Origin of the sequence: Rhodococcus sp. PAE-6, from assembly GCF_025290685.1 — a bacterium.
Taxonomy (GTDB): Bacteria; Actinomycetota; Actinomycetes; order Mycobacteriales; family Mycobacteriaceae; genus Rhodococcus; species Rhodococcus pyridinivorans.
In genome coordinates this window covers 18722-35763 of record NZ_JAOCLZ010000004.1, presented here as the reverse complement: position 1 = coordinate 35763, position 17042 = coordinate 18722, and the positions used below count along the sequence as shown (strand labels likewise).

11 protein-coding genes are annotated in these 17042 nt (G+C 66.5%); 6 read left to right on the top strand and 5 right to left on the bottom strand.

Annotated features, from left to right (window positions below; translation table 11 throughout):
- Window positions 1-8 precede the first annotated feature (8 nt).
- Window positions 9-3449, top strand: a complete 3441-nt coding sequence (locus NVV99_RS10845) for a DEAD/DEAH box helicase family protein (protein WP_024102710.1) — start codon at window positions 9-11, stop codon at window positions 3447-3449.
- Between the two features lie 29 nt (window positions 3450-3478).
- Here NVV99_RS10845 and NVV99_RS10840 read toward each other — a convergent pair whose 3' ends face one another.
- Window positions 3479-5005 (bottom strand): hypothetical protein, encoded by a 1527-nt coding sequence (locus NVV99_RS10840; protein WP_024102711.1) that lies wholly within the window; start codon window positions 5003-5005, stop codon window positions 3479-3481.
- A gap of 103 nt (window positions 5006-5108) precedes the next feature.
- Here NVV99_RS10840 and NVV99_RS10835 point away from each other — a divergent pair, with 103 nt between their 5' ends.
- Together NVV99_RS10835 and NVV99_RS10830 are read left to right on the top strand one after the other, a co-directional pair.
- On the top strand, window positions 5109-6398 hold the full coding sequence (locus NVV99_RS10835) for a TerD family protein (protein WP_024102712.1): 1290 nt from the start codon (window positions 5109-5111) through the stop codon (window positions 6396-6398).
- 162 nt (window positions 6399-6560) lie between these two features.
- Entirely contained in the window at window positions 6561-9053 is a 2493-nt protein-coding gene (locus NVV99_RS10830; RefSeq protein ID WP_024102713.1) for a response regulator, read from the top strand.
- A 43-nt stretch (window positions 9054-9096) separates the two neighbouring features.
- Here the strand turns inward: NVV99_RS10830 and NVV99_RS10825 are convergent, their stop codons facing one another.
- Window positions 9097-10878, bottom strand: a complete 1782-nt coding sequence (locus NVV99_RS10825; protein WP_260782881.1) for a long-chain fatty acid--CoA ligase — start codon at window positions 10876-10878, stop codon at window positions 9097-9099.
- A gap of 225 nt (window positions 10879-11103) precedes the next feature.
- Between NVV99_RS10825 and NVV99_RS10820 the strand changes: the two genes are divergently transcribed.
- The 3 genes from NVV99_RS10820 to NVV99_RS10810 are packed head-to-tail and all read left to right on the top strand — an operon-like array spanning window position 11104 to window position 14578.
- Window positions 11104-11574 (top strand): hypothetical protein, encoded by a 471-nt coding sequence (locus NVV99_RS10820; protein ID WP_138841334.1) that lies wholly within the window; start codon window positions 11104-11106, stop codon window positions 11572-11574.
- 59 nt (window positions 11575-11633) lie between these two features.
- On the top strand, window positions 11634-14093 hold the full coding sequence (locus NVV99_RS10815) for a molybdopterin oxidoreductase family protein (protein ID WP_024102717.1): 2460 nt from the start codon (window positions 11634-11636) through the stop codon (window positions 14091-14093).
- Window positions 14090-14578, top strand: a complete 489-nt coding sequence (locus tag NVV99_RS10810; RefSeq protein ID WP_024102718.1) for a hypothetical protein — start codon at window positions 14090-14092, stop codon at window positions 14576-14578. The genes NVV99_RS10815 and NVV99_RS10810 overlap by 4 nt, the downstream gene beginning before the upstream one ends.
- Before the next feature lie 12 nt (window positions 14579-14590).
- Here the strand turns inward: NVV99_RS10810 and NVV99_RS10805 are convergent, their stop codons facing one another.
- From NVV99_RS10805 to NVV99_RS10795, 3 genes are all read right to left on the bottom strand, one after another.
- Entirely contained in the window at window positions 14591-15481 is an 891-nt protein-coding gene (locus NVV99_RS10805; protein WP_016692663.1) for a glycosyltransferase, read from the bottom strand.
- Window positions 15474-16325 (bottom strand): ABC transporter ATP-binding protein, encoded by an 852-nt coding sequence (locus NVV99_RS10800; RefSeq protein ID WP_085989319.1) that lies wholly within the window; start codon window positions 16323-16325, stop codon window positions 15474-15476. Before NVV99_RS10800 ends, NVV99_RS10805 begins: the two co-directional genes overlap by 8 nt.
- Before the next feature lie 77 nt (window positions 16326-16402).
- Window positions 16403-16987, bottom strand: coding sequence for a bacterial proteasome activator family protein (locus NVV99_RS10795; RefSeq protein ID WP_006553480.1), 585 nt, complete (start codon window positions 16985-16987; stop codon window positions 16403-16405).
- Window positions 16988-17042 lie beyond the last annotated feature (55 nt).

Sequence of the window (17042 nt, the reverse complement as noted above, 5' to 3'; positions counted from 1 at the left end):
CAGAGGGCATGGTGGGGAACTTCGACTTCCTTCAGGCCGAGTGGCCGCAGCTGCACGCCGAGGCGAAGAAAGCCGAGCGCGACGCCCTGTTCGACCCGCGCACCACCTGTTTCTACGCACGCCGCACCGTCGAACTCGTCGTCAAGTGGCTGTACCGAGTCGAAGAGATCCAGGTCCCCTACAAGAGCGACCTCGCGGCTCGCCTGCACGACCCGGTCTTCAAGACGGTCGTTCCTCCGCAAGTGCTTCCGAAGATGAATCTGATCCGGGAGTACGGCAATAAGGCCGTTCACGAAGCCAAACCGGTTTCGCAGGATGTCGGCCGCCGAGTGCTCGCCGAACTCTTCCATATCCTGTCGTGGCTCGCGCGCACCTATGCCACTCAGCCCAGCAGCAAACCGTCCCCGACCGCGCAGTTCGACCCGGCACGACTTCCCAAGCCCGGCGGCGGGGCAGTGGTGGCGAAGTCACTGGCGCAACTCAAGAAACTTGAAGACCAGCTCGCCGAGAAAGACCAGCAGCTCGAGGACGCCGAAGAGCAGCGTCGCCTGCTCATCGAACAGCTCGAAGGGCGCAACGCCGAGATCGAGGCGAAAGAACTCGTCACCAAGAACCTCGAAGAGCTCGTCGCGCAGCTTCAGCAGCAGGTCGCCGCAGCGCAGGCGGCGGCCCGTGCTGTACCCGACACCCACGACTACGACGAAGCGCAGACCCGCCGCGACATCATCGATCTGCTCTTGGCCGAGGCCGGATGGTCGGACGACAGGGTGGGCAAGGAAGTGCCCGTCACCGGCATGCCCGACGGCAAGAACGGATTCGTCGACTACGTGCTGTGGAGCGCGGACGGTCTGCCCCTGGCTGTCGTCGAAGCCAAGCGCACGTCCAAGGACGCCGTCGTGGGACAACAGCAGGCTAAACTGTATGCCGACCGGCTCGAAGCGCAGTACGGTCAGCGTCCGATCATCTACTACACCAACGGGTTCGAAACCTATATCTGGGACGACCTGCACTACGCTCCTCGTCCGATCGAGGGTTTCCACACGCGCGACGAGTTGACGCTCGAGATGCAGCGCCGTCGTACCCGTAAACCGCTCGCATCCATCGAAATCCCCAAGCATATCGCCGGCCGCCCCTACCAGGAAGCGGCGTTACGGCAGGTGACCGAACACTTCGAGAACGACCGCGAGCGTGCGGCGCTGCTCGTCATGGCAACAGGGTCCGGTAAGACACGAACTGTCATCGCGCTCACCGACATGCTCATGCGCGCCAATTGGGTCAAACGGGTTCTGTTCCTCGCCGACCGTGTGGCTCTGGTCAAGCAGGCCGTGAATGCTTTCAAGACCCACCTGCCCGACTCGGCACCGGTCAACCTGCTCACCGACAAGAGCACCGAAGGCCGCGTCTACGTCGCGACGTATCCCACGATGATGGGTCTGATCAACGAGATGGAGGACGGCCGACGACGTTTCGGGCCGGGGCACTTCGATCTCGTCGTGATCGACGAGGCGCACCGCTCGGTGTATCAGAAGTACCGGCGCATCTTCGAATACTTCGACTCGCTTCTTCTCGGCCTCACCGCCACTCCCAAAGACGAGGTCGACTACAACACCTACAAGTTGTTCAACCTCGAAACCGGCGTCCCCACCGGCAATTACGAACTCGACGATGCCATCGCCGACGGCTATCTCGTCCCGCCGCGCGCCGTGACGGTCCCGCTCGCGTTCCCGCTGAAGGGAATCAAGCGCAGTGAGCTGTCCGAAGAAGAACGTCAGCGGTGGGAATCCACCGACTGGGGCGACGATGCCGACGAAGACGAACTACCGGACGCAGTGGCCGCCGAAGCCGTCAACAAGTGGCTGTTCAACACCGACACCGTCGACAAGGCACTCGAAGTACTGATGACCCGCGGGCACAAGGTCGCGGGCGGGGATCGGCTCGGGAAGACGATCATCTTCGCGAAGAACCAGAAGCACGCCCAGTTCATCGCCGACCGATTCGACCACAACTACCCGCAGTACAAGGGCAGCTTCGCGCGGGTCATCACCCACGCCGTCTCCCACGGCCAGGACCTCATCGACAAGTTCTCGCAGCCCGACCAGGAACCCCACATCGCCATCTCGGTCGACATGCTCGACACCGGCATCGACGTCCCCGAAGTGGTGAACCTCGTCTTCTTCAAACCGGTTCGGTCGAAGTCGAAGTTCTGGCAGATGGTGGGACGTGGCACGCGTCTGTGCCCGGACCTGTACGGGCCGGGACAGGACAAGGAAGACTTCTTCATCTTCGACCTGTGCGGCAACTTCGAGTTCTTCGATCAGTACCCCGACGCCTCCGAAGGCGCCCTTGCGCGTCCCTTGTCTGCGCGGCTGTTCGAAGCACGAACGGAAATGCTCGTCGCGCTCGAGAAGACTGCCGACTATCCGGCTCTGAGGACCGAGACGGCAGACCGGCTCCACCGCACCGTCCTCGGCATGAACACCGAGAACTTCTTGGTGCGGCCGCGGCGCCGCGAAGTCGAGAAGTACTCGGATCGCAGCGCGTGGGATTCGCTGAACGAACAGAAGGCAGCGGAGATCGTCGAATCGCTGGCCGACCTTCCCACCGCGGTGCCGGACAGCGACGAGATGGCCAAACGTTTCGACCTGGTCATCCTGCGGGGGCAACTTTCGGTGCTCTACGGCGACGGAGCGTTGCCGAAGTACGAGACGTCGATCCGGGAGATCGCGGACGGACTGCTCGAACAACTGTCCATTCCGAAGGTGGCTGCCAAAGAACCATTGCTCCGCGAAGTGGCGTCCGACGAGTGGTGGCGGGACATCACGCCGCCGATGCTCGAACACGCTCGTAAGGAGATGCGTTCGCTTGTCGGCCTGCTGGAGAAGAAGAAGCGCACCATCGTCTACACGGACTTCCAGGACACCCTCGGCGAGGTCGTCGAACGCGACATGCCCGAGTTGCGATCGGGGACCGACACCGACCGGTTCAACGCCAAGGTGCGCGACTACCTCCGCTATCAGCCCGACAACCTGGCACTGCAGAAGCTTCGGTCGGGCAAGCCTCTCACCGAAGCAGACCTCGCGTCCCTCGAAGAACTGCTCGTCCGTAGCGGCGCGGGGGAGAAGGAGGACCTCGAGCGCGCAGTCGAGAACGCGAAGGGCCTCGGTCGCTTCGTGCGGTCACTGGTCGGTCTCGACAAGCAGGCCGTTCAGCAGGCGTTCGCGGACTTCCTGGAGGGACGGACAGCGAGCGCCAGCCAGATCGACTTCGTCAACCTGATCGTCGCGCACCTCACGAAACACGGGGCGATGGATCCCGGTCTGCTGTACGAGCCGCCGTTCACCGACTACGCCCCACAGGGTCCGGATCAGGTCTTCGAACCCGAGCAGGCTCTGCGCCTCGTCCAGACCATTCGCGCGGTCAACGACTCGGCGGACGTGCAGAGCGCATAGACTGCGTTCCCTGTCCGCAGCTGCCGGGACTACCCACCTCGGCCGGGCATCCCGAACGGCCCCGCGATCGCCGCGACCCACCCCCGCCATGCTGGGCACGGCGGAGGAGGGCGATTGTTCAGGAAGCGGATGGCTGTGTCCTCGAAGGCCGGTGACAACGGAAGGTTGGGGTGGGCAGTCCGGGCCGGACATCCGTTTCGTTCGACGTCGAATTGCCTGTCGCCCGTCAAGGGTAGGTCGGTGACCGACGGGAGGGTGATTGCCCGCACTCTAACGGGAAGAGATTGGGCAAGAATGGATTCGGCCGCTCCCGCGGTGCCGAGCAGTTCCCGGGCGGCCGGTGTCTCGGGGTCGAAATGCAGGCGGAACAGGTCGGTGACGGGGACGGCGGCCCGCAGCAGGTCGCCCACGACCCGCCCCGGCTCGTTCACATGTGGTGGAGGGTATCCGGTCGGGGTGCTCGGAAACGGTCCGATCAGCAGGAGCACGTCGGCGTCGACCCGCCCGGTTGCGACCGCTTCCCACACCACCCATACGGCATGCGAATGCGCCGCGACCGTCAGCGGTCGAGGAAGCGCGGACGCCTGCTGGGCGAACAGGTCGACCTGCTCGCCGAACGGACGCTGGGTATCGCTCGGCCCGTAGGGGGCGCCCGTGCGGATCGGGCAGGTCGCGTTGTGTTGCGGCTGTCCGTCGCCCGGTCCGGCATACGAGAAGTAGTGCACCTGCTCGCAGTCGTAACCGAGGCGGTGGACGTCCGTCGCGTGGATCCTGCCCTGTCCCGAGGCCGAGTTGATTCCGGACAGGATCATCAGCGAACCCGGCTGCGGCGGGCCGGGTTCGGGCCTGCCGGACTCGTGGGTCGTGACGAACGTTATCGACACGGCGACGAGCACCGCGACGAACGCGGCCAGGACCGACCTCGGTCTGCGCAGCGAGGGACGATCCATCATCGCGATCGCCAGGCCGGTCGCGAGGGCCGAGACCGGTACGAGCGGCACCGTGAGGGCGGGAAGCCGGTCTGCCACTACACCCAGCGTCGCGACGACTGCGCAATACGGCACCATCACTTCGATTCGCAGTCCACGACGCCACGTCAGTGCGCCGGCCTCCCGCAACCGGAATCGACCCTGCCAAGGGACCGGTCCGAGGACGAGCGCCATCATCGCAATGAGGGCGACGGCGGGCCAGAACATCCGGGCATAGAGCACCGCGTATGCGGTGGCGTCGGCGCACGCTGCCACCAGCACCGGCCCGAATGCGACCGCATAGAACAGAACCGCACAGCGCAGACGCCGGACGTCGAGGCCGTCCAGGAGCCACGCCATGAGCACGACCCGGGCTACGGCGACCAGAGCGAACAGGATTAGGAAGGCGGGCCACGACGGTGCCCGTGACATCAGGACCCGCAGGTCGGTGAACTGATCCAGGGGCGGCAGGGCGACCAGGTGGAGCAGTCCGGGCCAGGTCGGGATCGCGTTCGTCGCGGCGAGCAGCACGACGAACGCCGCTGCGACCGCGAGCGGCCACCACCGCGTCCACTGTCCCTGTCGCATCCGCGGGACTCCCGTTGCCGACTGCCTCGAATGTAAGGGATGCGATGGTGGACGAGAGACCGAGGAAACTTCTCGTGAGCACCCGTACGGACAGGAGGACCGCATGGCCGAGGTAGCGAAGGGGTCGAAGACCGATCTCACCGATCTCCGATACGAGGTGAGGCTCGGTGCCGCCGTGGACGGAGCGGTCGACCTGATGGCCGTCCTCCTCACCGACGCCGGCCGGGTACGCAGCGACGACGACTTCGTGTTCTTCAACAACCCGAAGGCGCCGGGCGTCCACCTCACCTCCGACACCTCCGTCACCGTCGATCTGTCCGCGGTGCCGGCGGACGTCCAACGGGTGCTCGTCGCCGCGAGCACCGAGGCGCAGGGACGCACCTTCGGTGAGGTGCCAGGGGTACGCGTCGAGGTTCGCGGCCCGGGTCAGATGCTGGAGTTCGTCCCGCCCGGCCTGGCCACCGAAACGGTCCTGCAGGTCGTCGCGCTGTACCGGCGCGGGAGCGGGTGGCGTCTCGACGCCGTCGGCCAGGGTTATCAGGACGGTCTCGCGGCGTTCGCGACCGACCACGGGATCGTCGTCGACGATGCGGACGACGATCCCGAACCGACCGTGTCCGCTCCGAAGGCGTCCCCTGCGGCGAGCCCGATCTCGTTCGAGAAGGTGCAGATCTCGCTCACCAAGGATTCGCCCACGCAGACGGCCCGGATCGATCTGCGCAAGTCGCAGGGCGATCCGAACTGGGTGCTCACCGTCGGACTCGAATGGGACGGTCGCGGTGCGACATACGACCGGAACGGCAATGTGAAGAAGTACGGCACCGGAGATCTCGACGTCTACTTCTACTGCCGCAACGAGCACACGAACGACTACATCGTCGTCAGTGGAGATCCCGGTCATCGCGGAAGTCTCGACACGTGGCCGCATATCCACCACTACGGCGACAGCAAGGGTCCGGGCAACGGGAAGAGGCCTGCGGTCGAACAGGTTCGGGTACTGCCGAACGAGAACGGTGATCTTCTCGTCAACATCTACCAGAGCATCGACAACGGCGCGGGCGCGATCGACACGTTCGGGAAGCCGCGTGTGGCAATTCGATACGGTCGTGCCGGGCACGACGGTCTGCCCGGGTCCGACGCCGACGAGATCCTCGTGTACGTCGGCAACGGGAAGAACTCGTACTGGGCGACCGTCGCGCACATCGACGTGCAGGACGGTGTGCTGACCGTCGACGGCGAGACCCGGTACAGCAGGTTCGGGAGCGAACGCATGCCCGGGCTCGACTCGTCCGGCAACTGGGTGCGCTCCCCGAAGGGCGGCCCGACCGGTCGCAGCAAGAAGCGGAACAACGGCCTCGGTCTGGACCGCTACGCCGGAGCGTGCCCGAAATAGCCGATCTGCTGCCGACACGCCGTTCTCTCCCTCCCCGACGAACCGCCACCACCGGCCCACCTGGGGAAAGGAGGACGCATGTCCTCCATGTGGCGTCGTTCTGCGCGATATCGGGGGAGAATGACGGCGGGCGGGACGTACCGGAGATGGGAGTGACGGGGCATGAGGGCGACAGCCGAGTCGGGAGAGGCGTGGTCGGCGGAACGCCTGTTCGCGGGGCCGGGAGAATGCCTGGAACGGTTTCGGAAGACCGACTGGTCGGCCACCCCTCTGGGGCCGGTGGAGTCCTGGCCGGCGGAACTGCGCATGGCAGTGCGGACGGTATTGCCGTCCGAGGTGCCGATGCTCCTGTGGTGGGGGCCGCAGCTGGTGCAGATCTTCAACGACGCGATCATCCCCGTCCTCGGCGACAAGTACCCCGCGGCGGTCGCGCAACCGGCGCCGGAATGCTGGCACGAGGTGTGGGACGAGGTGGGCGCGCGCGTCGAACGGGCGATGGCGGGCACCGCCACCTTCGCCGAGGAAGAACTGCTGTTCATGCAGCGCCACGGCTACGAGGAAGAAACCTACTGGACCTTCTCCTACAGCCCGATCCGCGACGAGTCCGGCGAAGTGGCCGGGGTGTTCGTCGCGACCACCGATGTCACCTCGCGGGTGCTCGGTGAGCGTCGTCTGGAGGCCTTGAGCAGTCTCGGCACGGTGGCGATCACAGATTCGGGAATGTCGGTGATCGAGACGTGCCGGAACGCGTTGGACGCGCTCGCTCCCAGTCATCAGGACATTCCGCTGGCTGCGCTGTTCCTCGACAGTCGGGTGGTGGATCCCGATGATCCGCAACCGAACTGGAAGAAGCTCGCCGTAATCGGGACGAAGCCCGGCTTCTCGGGTTCCCTGCTCGGACCGGATGAGGACCAGCTGCTGTCGAAGGCCGCCAGGGCCTCCGAACCGATCGTCGTCTCCGGCGTCGCCGAGCGTTCCCCGGATCTGCTCGACCCGCAGCGAACCCTCGGAGACCATCCGATCGGCACCCTCCTCCTCGTGCCGTTGACGGCGTCGGGACACGACTTCCCGCTCGGTGTCCTCGCCGTCGGATTGAGCCCGTACCGGGTGTTCGACGCTGCGTATTCCACCTTCGTCGAGCTCGTCGCCACCAAGATCTCGGGACTGCTGCGTGATGCGTCGGCGATGGATGCCGAGCGTCGCCGGGCCGATGCGTTCGCGGCGCTCGACGCTGCCAAGACGCGGTTCCTCGAATCGATCAGCCACGAGTTCCGCACGCCGCTCACGCTGCTCCTCGGCCCGTTGCAGAGCGTGCTCGACGAGGCCACGACGTTGACGGACGCGCAGCGGCAGTCGCTGGAGGCCTCTCAGCGCGCCGCGATCCGGTTGCGGCGGCTCGTCGACGCGTTGCTCGAAGCGACGCGTGCCGAGACCGACCCGTCGCGGAAGCCCCTGAGGCCGACCGATCCGGCGGCGCTCACGGCCGAATGTGTGGACCTGTTCGCCGACGCGGCTCAGCGTGCGGGCCTGGACCTGCGCAGCCGGATCGCCGACGCGGCGGCCGAGCAGACCCGGCTCGATCCCCAGACGTGGGCTCATATCGTGCTGAACCTGCTCTCGAACGCGATCAAGTACACCCCCTCGGGAACGATCGATGTGGATCTGGACGTCGAGGACGATCTGCTGGTCCTGAAGGTCGCCGACACCGGTCTCGGCATTCCGGAATCGGAACTCGGTCGCATCTTCGAACGGTTCCATCGCGTCGAGAGCGCCGGCGGACGCAGTCAGGAAGGGATCGGGCTGGGTCTGTCCCTCGTCTCGGACTGGGTCCACGCGCTCGGGGGAGAGGTAACCGTGTCCAGTGAACTCGGACGCGGCAGCACCTTCACCGTGTCCGTTCCCCGCGTCCTCGACCCGACGTCGGAGTCGCCTGCGGGAACCGTCCCGGGGGATCTGAGCGCCATGTACATCGGCGAAGCGCAACGGTGGGACAGGGTCACTTTCGACGAGGACGAATCGTCCACGCAGGGAGAGGGTGTGGAATCGTTGCCACGGATCCTCGTGATCGAGGACAACGCGGACATGCGTGACTACCTGACGCAGTTGTTGCGTCGCCAGAGCTGGCACGTGGATGCGGTGGGGGACAGCGATGCCGCACTCGAGCGGATCCGATCGCGACCGCCGCATCTCGTCCTCAGCGACATCATGCTCCCCGGCCGGGACGGGGTGGAGCTGCTCGGGGAGATCCGCCGCGACCCGGCGACCTCCCGTCTGCCGGTCATCCTCCTGACGGCACGTGCCGGCGCGGAGGCCACGATCGGTGGTCTGCGCACCGGCGCCGACGACTACATCACCAAACCGTTCCACCCCGATGAACTCGTCGCCCGCGTTCGCGTGAACCTCGAATTGTCGTGGCTGCGTGAGCAGATGCTCGTCGCGCGGGAACGTGAATCCGACCAGTTGAAGACGGCGTTGGAGACCCGTTCGACGCTGAGCAAGGCCGTCGGATTGATGATGGCCACGTTCAAGTGCGATGCCGACGCGGCCTTCGACAAGCTCGTCGCCTTCTCCCAGCACCGCAACGTCAAGGTGCGTGAGATCGCTGAGCAGATCGTCGGCGACTACACCGTCTCGCTCAGCGATTCGTCGAGGTAGGGCGCGATCAACGGTCCTGCGAACCGGTCGGCGCGGTGACGGATCAGGCTCCCGCGTACAACTTGTCGATCTCCTCCGCGTATTTGGCATCGATGGGCTTGCGCTTGAGCTTCATCGTCGGGGTCAGCTCGTCGCCGGAGGGTTCCCAGATCGTCGGCAGCACCGTGTACTTCTTGATCTGCTCGACCCGCGACAGCTTGCTGTTCGCCTCCTCGACCGACTTCGCGATCGATTCGAGGACCACCCGATGCCGGGTGAGTTCCTCGTGGGTGCCGCTGAGACCGTGCTGTTCGGCGAAGACGGCCAGGGCGTCGGGGTCGAGTGCGAGCAGCGCGACGTTGTAGGGGCGGTCGTTCCCGATGGCGACGGCGCCACCGAGCATCGGGCACGCGGCACGCAGGGCGCCTTCGATGTTGGTGGGCGACATGTTCTTCCCCGCCGCGTTGACGATGATCTCCTTCTTCCGGTCGATCAACCGTAGGTAACCGTCCGCGTCGATCTCGCCGATGTCGCCGGTGTGCAACCAGCCGTCGGAATCGATTGCGTCGGCAGTCTTCTCGGGGTCGTTGCGGTAGCCCTTCATGAGCAGCGGGCCGGAGACGAGCAGTTCGCCGTCTTCGGCGATCCTGATCTGCGCGCACGGCACGGCCTGGCCGACGGTACCGATGCGGATGGCGCCCGGCCGGTTCATCGTGACCACGCACGAGGTCTCCGACATGCCCCACACCTCGGAGCACGGAATGCCTAGGGCGAGAACGAACTCGAGGACCTCCGGCGAGATCGCCGCGGCGCCGGTGACGGCGGCGCGGACCTGGTCGAGACCGAGCTTGCCGCGGATCGCGGACAGCACCAGCCTGTCGGCCACCGTGTGCTGCACCTCGAGGGACCGGGGGACCGGTTCGCCGTCGGACTGCAGCCGGGCGCGCTTGCGTCCGACCTCGATCGCCCACAGCGCGAGCTTCTTCTTGATCGGGCTCGACTCCTCGGCGAGGGTCTTGTCGATCGCGGCCTTGAGCTTGTACCAGACCTGGGGGACGGCGCCGAAGAGCGTCGGTCGCAGGCTCGGTAGCACGGTGATGGCCTGCTTGAGGTCGTCGAGCGTGGTGATCTGCATGCCGCTGTACAGGCTCGAGTAGTGCGAGCCCCAGCGGTTGGCGATGTGCGCGTCGGGCAGATACGACAGGATCCGGTCGTCCGGACCGATGGGCAGATACGAGCTCGTCGCTTCGAGTTCGGCGAGCAGGTTGGCGTGGGTGAGTTCGACACCCTTCGGCGGGCCTGTGGTGCCCGAGGTGTAGATGAGGGTCAGCAGGTCGGGCGGTTGCACGGCCTTCCACGAGGCCTCGAAGTCGAAGGACGGATCGGTGGCGGCCTCGAGGCCGTCGAGGGAGATGGTGCCTTCCGGTTTGCCGTCGATGCACACCAGGTGCTCGACCTTCGTGTCGCCGATCGCCTGCCGCAGGACGGGGACGAACTGTTCCTCGGCGATCATCACGTGGTTGCCGGCGTTGCCGAGCACGTACGAGATCTGTTCGGCGGTCAGCGAGTTGTAGATCGAGAACGGCGCCGCGCCGAGGTGGATCGCGGCGGTGTCGAGAAGGTGGAATTCGGGCCGGTTGGTGAGCATGAGGCCGACGGTGTCCCCGCGGTTCACGCCGAGCCCGGCGAGTCCGGCGGCGAGGCGTTCGACGCGCTGCGCGTACTGACGCCAGGTGTAGGAGACGGAGTCGTCGGGGGTGCGCAGCGCGACCTTGTCGGGGTACGCCGCGGCGGTGGTCTGGAAGGCTTCGCAGAGGGTCGACGGTGAGGTGGCACGAGGGGTCATCACTGGCTCCCGAGGTCGAGGGTGGCGAAAGTGTAGGACGAAGTGCGTACATCCGCGGTCGGATCTGCCGGATTGTGTTCCGAGATTTCGCGCGCGTGTCCTGATGGGATGGACTGAGGAACAGGCAGAGTCAGATCTCGGCTGTAGTGACTCCTGTCTGTACGATTCGACCTATTTGACGTTCGTTCCGGTTTCGTGGAACCGGCGAGGGGAGAGGAACCACCGATGACCGGACCGGCAGGAAACTGGGAACCGCAACCGAAGTACCAGAGGGATCTCGAGCCAGGGGAACTCGAGGAGTTGAACCGTCTTCGCGCCTGGAAGGAAGAGCAGGAGCGCGAGGCCGAAGCTCAGCGTCTTCGAGACCACCATCAGCAGATCGCGCTCGAAGAACAGCAACGGAGAGTCGCCGAGCACCAGCAGAACCTGTATGCACAGCAGCAGAATCAGCAGCCGTATCCGCACGCGCAACAGCAGTACCCGCCACAGAATTACGCGCATCAGCAGTTCCACGGGCATCCGCAGTCTGCGTACCCGCCCCCGCAGCCGTTCGCGCCGATCCAGCAGGTCACCGTCAATAATGTGAAACGCGCGGACTGCCCCCATCTCCTGCATCTCGTCCTCACATTGATCACGTGCGGCGCGTGGCTGCCGGTATGGATCATCCACGCCATCATCGTCGCTGCGAGGAACTGAAGGTCCGGTCGTGTGGGGTGCAACGTTTGAGCACTCCCACCCCGGGTACTGCCGGGAACATGACCACCGTGGATCGCATCGCGGATCCGTGGGGTTCGCGCACACCCTACGGACCCGGGCAACGCTGGCCCACCCGCGTCGACACCTATCTCGCCGACGGACTGACCGAGGACGATGTCGACAGGTGGGTGCAGTCGGCGACCATCCTGCATTCCAACGGCGACGGCCTCGACATCGCCGTCAAGGACGGGCGCATGGTGGGAGTGCGCGGACGCGCCGTCGACCGGGTCAACCACGGCCGGGTCGACCCCAAGGACCTGTTCGGCTGGCAGGCGAACCACTCGGAGGACCGGCTCACCGCGCCGTTGATCCGGCGCGACGGCAAACTCGTCGAGACCGACTGGGACACCGCGATGGATGCCGTCGCCGGTCGCACGAAACAGCTGCTCGACGAGCGCGGCCCCAGTTCGGTCGGCTTCTACACCACCGGGCAGCTGTTCCTGGAGGAGTACTACACCCTCGCGCTCATCGGCCACGGTGGCATCGGCACCAACCACATGGACGGCAACACGAGACTGTGCACGGCGACGGCGGCAGCCGCCCTCAAACAGTCCTTCGGGTGCGACGGCCAGCCCGGCTCCTACACCGACATCGACCATGCCGACGTCATCGCGCTCTACGGACACAACATGGCCGAGACGCAGACGGTGACATGGACGCGGATCCTCGATCGGCTCGCCGGACCGAATCCGCCGGCCGTGATCTGTGTGGATCCGCGGCGGACGCCGGTCGCGCGGGCCGCGACGGTGCACCTCGCCCCGCGCCCGGGCACCAACGTCGTCCTCATGAACGGGCTGTTGCACGAGATCTTGCGACGCGGGTGGATCGACGAGAAGTACATCGAGGACCACACCGTCGGATTCGACGAACTGCGCAGCCAGCTCGCCGACTACTCCCTCGAGAAGGCCGCCGAGATCTGCGACGTCCCCATCGAGGATCTGCGGGAGGCCGCTCGACTGCTCGGCACGGCGGAGCGGCTGCTCTCGACGGTTCTGCAGGGCTTCTACCAGTCCCATCAGGCCACCGCGGCCGCCGTGCAGGTGAACAACATCCATCTCGTGCGCGGCATGCTCGGCAGGCCCGGTTGCGGAGTCCTCCAGATGAACGGGCAGCCCACCGCGCAGAACACCCGCGAATGCGGCGCCGACGGCGACCTGCCGGCCTTCCGCAACTGGGCCAACGAGTCGCACGTCGAGGACCTCGCCCGGGTGTGGAACATCGATCCGATGCGGATCCCGCACTACACCGCCCCCACCCATCTCATGCAGATGATGCGGTACGTCGAGGACGGCTCGATCCGCTTCCTCTACGTGAGCGGGACGAACCCGGCCGTGTCCCTGCCGGAACTGCGCCGGGTGCGCGAGGTCCTCTCCCAGCACAGGCTTTTCCTCGTGGTGCAGGACATCTTCCTGTCGGAGACCGCGCAGCTCGCCGACGTTGTCCTGCCCGCTGCGACCTGGGGTGAGAAGACCGGGACGTTCACCAACACCGACCGGACCGTGCACCTGTCGGAGAAGGCCGTCGAACCACCCGGACAGGCCAAGCCCGATCTCGACATCTTCGTCGACTACGCGCGCCGGCTCGACCTGCGGGACAAGGACGGCGACCCGCTCGTGAAGTGGTCCACGCCCGAAGAGGCGTTCGAGGCGTGGAAGGAGTGCACGGCCGGGCGGCCCTGCGACTACACGGGCATCACCTACGAGAAACTCCGTGGCGGAAGCGGAATCCAGTGGCCGTGCAACGCCGACGCCCCCGACGGGACCGAACGTCTCTACGAGGGCGGAAAGTTCTGGGCCGCACCGGACTACTGCGAGAACTACGGACGCGACATGGTCACCGGAGCGCCGGTCGAACCCACCGAGTACCGGGCGCTGAACCCCTTCGGCAAGGCGATCATCAAGGCGGGTGAGTATCTTCCCCCGCACGAGACGGTCTCCGACGAGTATCCCTATCTGCTCACCACCGGCCGCACGCTCTACCACTTCCACACCCGCACGAAGACCGGCCGTGCCCCGCAACTGCAACGCGCCGCACCGGAGGTGTGGGTGGAGATGTCGGCGGGCGATGCCGAGCGGCACGGCTGGTCGGAGGGCGACCTGCTGCGGATCGACACCCCGCGCGGGCACGTCACCGCGCGGTTGCGGATCAGCGGCATCCGGAACGGGGTGCTGTTCCTGCCGTTCCACTACGGCTACTGGGACACCCCGGCGGGCCACGAACCGGCGCTCGAGGGGCGCGCGGCCAACGAACTGACCTTCACCGACTGGGACCCGGCGTCGAAGCAACCCCTGTTCAAGTCGGGCGCCGCGCGCGTCGAACGGGTCGCCGTCGCCGAGGGCGGGCCGTCCGCGGCGCCGACCACCACCGCCTCGGCACCGGTCTCCGGTGCCGTGCCCGCCACCTCGGGTGGACCGGACGCGGAGATCACCGAGACGCTCGACGACGGAGGTCCGCGATGAACAAGGTCTCCCTGGCGATCCGCGAACTGCACCGATCGGAGAACGACCTGGCGACCGAACTGTTGCGCACGGCGGACCGGCACAAGGTCGACCACGAGATCTTCCATGTGGCGCGTGACATCGCAGGTTGGTCGCAGCAGCACGTGCGCGAACTCGCCCGCATCGGCCACGACTACGACCTCGACCTCGACGACGAGCCCCAGGGCGTCCACGAGGTGCTCGCGGTGGTGCGGCGGAAGGGAAGCGAGATGCTCGGACGCCGGCACGCCCCGAGCGTCCTGTTGTTGCGGGATCTGCGCACCGTGCACCGCATGGCGGCGGGCGTCTCGCTCGACTGGGAGATCCTCGCCCAGACGGCGCAGGCCCTGAGCGACCGCGAACTGCTCGCCCTCTCCGAACGCTCCCATCCCCAGACACTGCGTCAACTGCGCTGGGCGAACGCGAAACTCAAGGAGATCGCAGCGCAGACGGTCATCACCGACTGAGCGACGGCACCGTCAGGGACGTTCGAACCTCTCCTCGCGCCCGAGTCTGCGCAACCGGATCCACTCGCGCAGACCGGCCGGGTCGCGGCGCGTGATCAGGAAGTACCAGCCGAACCGCACCCATTCCTGGGGCAGCAACCGGCGCAGTCCCGGCTGCGACAGCAGGTAGCCGCGGTTGCGGTAGGTGAAGAAGCGCTTGGTGTCGTTGTCCGGATACTGCGTGTGCATCCGGCCGCCGAGAATCGGCTTGAACTCGTCGGCACCGTCCGGGTGCAGATAGGCCGTCTGCAGGCAGGTGCCGAACGGCAGTCCCGAGCGGACGAGACGCCGGTGCACCTCGACCTCATCGCCACGGACGAACAGGCGCAGGTCGGGCACACCCACCGCGTCGATCGCCGCGGCGGTGAAGAGCGCACCGTTGAACAGCGAGGCGATGCCGGGCAACAGGTCCTCGTCGCCGAGTTCGTGCCGCCACCGCCGCCACACCACACCGCGACGCAGCGGGAAGGCGAGGCGGTCGGGTTGCGCGATGTCGCACACGACCGGCGACACCTCGGCCAGGCCGTTGCGTTGCGCGCAGTCGAGCAGCGTCGCGAGCACGTCCGGTCCCTCTGGGCGGCCGTCGTCGTCGGCGAGCCACACCCGGTCGGCTCCCAGCGACAGCGCGTACAGGATGCCGAGGGCGAAGCCGCCTGCTCCACCGAGATTGTGCTTCGAGCCGAGATAACTCGTGGGCAGGTCCACCGCGTCGACGAGCTCACGCACCGCGTCCTCGTCGCCGTTGTCGACCACCACGAGATGGTCGAGCGGACGGGACTGCGAGGCAAGAACTTTCAGCGAATCCGCCAGCAGTTCGCGTCGGCGGTGTGTGACGACGACGCCGATGATCCGTTCGTCAGCCACCGTTCGAACCCGTCGAGGCCGCGGCGTCGGGGGCGGACTTCGCGATCCGCTCACGCTCGAGCTCGTGGAGGATCGTGCGCACGTGATCGCCGGCCTCGTCGCCCTCGTAGGCGCGCACCACGTGCTCGATGTCGCCCTGCTCGCGGATCTGGCCGTGGTCGATCCACATCGCCTGGTCGCACAGTTGGGCGAGGAACTCGTTCGAATGGCTGGCGAACACGAGGATGCCCGAGCGCGCGACGAGATCCTGCAGACGCACCCGCGCCTTCTTCATGAACTCCGCGTCGACCGCGCCGATGCCCTCGTCGAGCAGCAGGATCTCGGGATCGATGCTGGTGACAACGCCGAGCGCGACACGCACCCGCATACCGGTCGAGTAGGTGCGCAGCGGCATGTTGAGGTAGTCGCCGAGCTCGGTGAAGTCCGCGATCTCGTCGACCTTGGCCAGCATCTGCTTGCGGCTCATCCCGAGGAACATGCCGCGGATGATGATGTTCTCGTAGCCGGAGATCTCCGGGTCCATGCCGACGCCGAGGTCGAACACCGGCGCGACGCGACCCTTCACCCGAGCGTGGCCGCGCGTGGGCTCGTAGATCCCGGAGAGCAGACGCAGCAGCGTGGACTTGCCGGCACCGTTGTGGCCGACGAGCCCGACGCGGTCGCCTTCCTTCAACGACATCGTGATGTCGCGCAGAGCCTCGACGACCACGACATCGGAGTCGTTGCGGCCGATCGCCCCGCCCGCCTTACCCAGGAATGCCTTCTTCAAGGACCGGGTCTTGGCGTCGAAGATGGGAAAGTCGACGCACGCGCCGCGCGTTTCGATGCTGACCCGACTCACGATGCTGCTCCAGACGCTGACACGGGACCCGAGCGTACCCGTCGCGCCGATACCCGAGTCCCGGGGCGTACCCGGTGGGACTACAGGTACTGGCCGGTTCCGGGGTGGGTCTGACCGGGAAACGATTGATCGTTCTGGCCGCGACCGCCCTGCGCGACGCCGGGAGGAAGCGCTCCCTGACGCATCTGCTCGAGCTGGGCACGAGCCGCCATCTGCTGAGCGAACAGCGCTGTCTGGATGCCGTGGAACAGACCTTCGAGCCAACCGACGAGCTGAGCCTGCGCGATGCGCAGCTCGGCGTCGGAGGGCACCGCGTCCTCACCGAAGGGCAGCGCGAGCCGCTCGAGTTCCTCCCGCAGATCGGGGGCGAGGCCCTGACCGAGTTCGCGGATGGACGACAGGTGGATGTCCTTGAGCCGGGTGCGGCTGGCGTCGTCGAGCGGCGCGGCCTTCACCTCTTCGAGGAGCTGTTTGATCATGGTGCCGATCCGCATGACCTTCGCCGGCTGCTCGACCATGTCGGCCAGGGATTCGCCGCCGTTCTCGGTCTTCTCCTCCTCCGGCCGGCCGTCGGCCTCCACGCGGGCCGCCTCCTCGCGGGAGACACGGATGGGCCGGCCGTCGGGGCCGATCACGAGAACCTGGTCGTTGTCCGGATGCGTCATGGCTCCATTCTCCCTTTCCCACCTCGGGGGTGCCCGGTTACCCGAGGGACCCGGA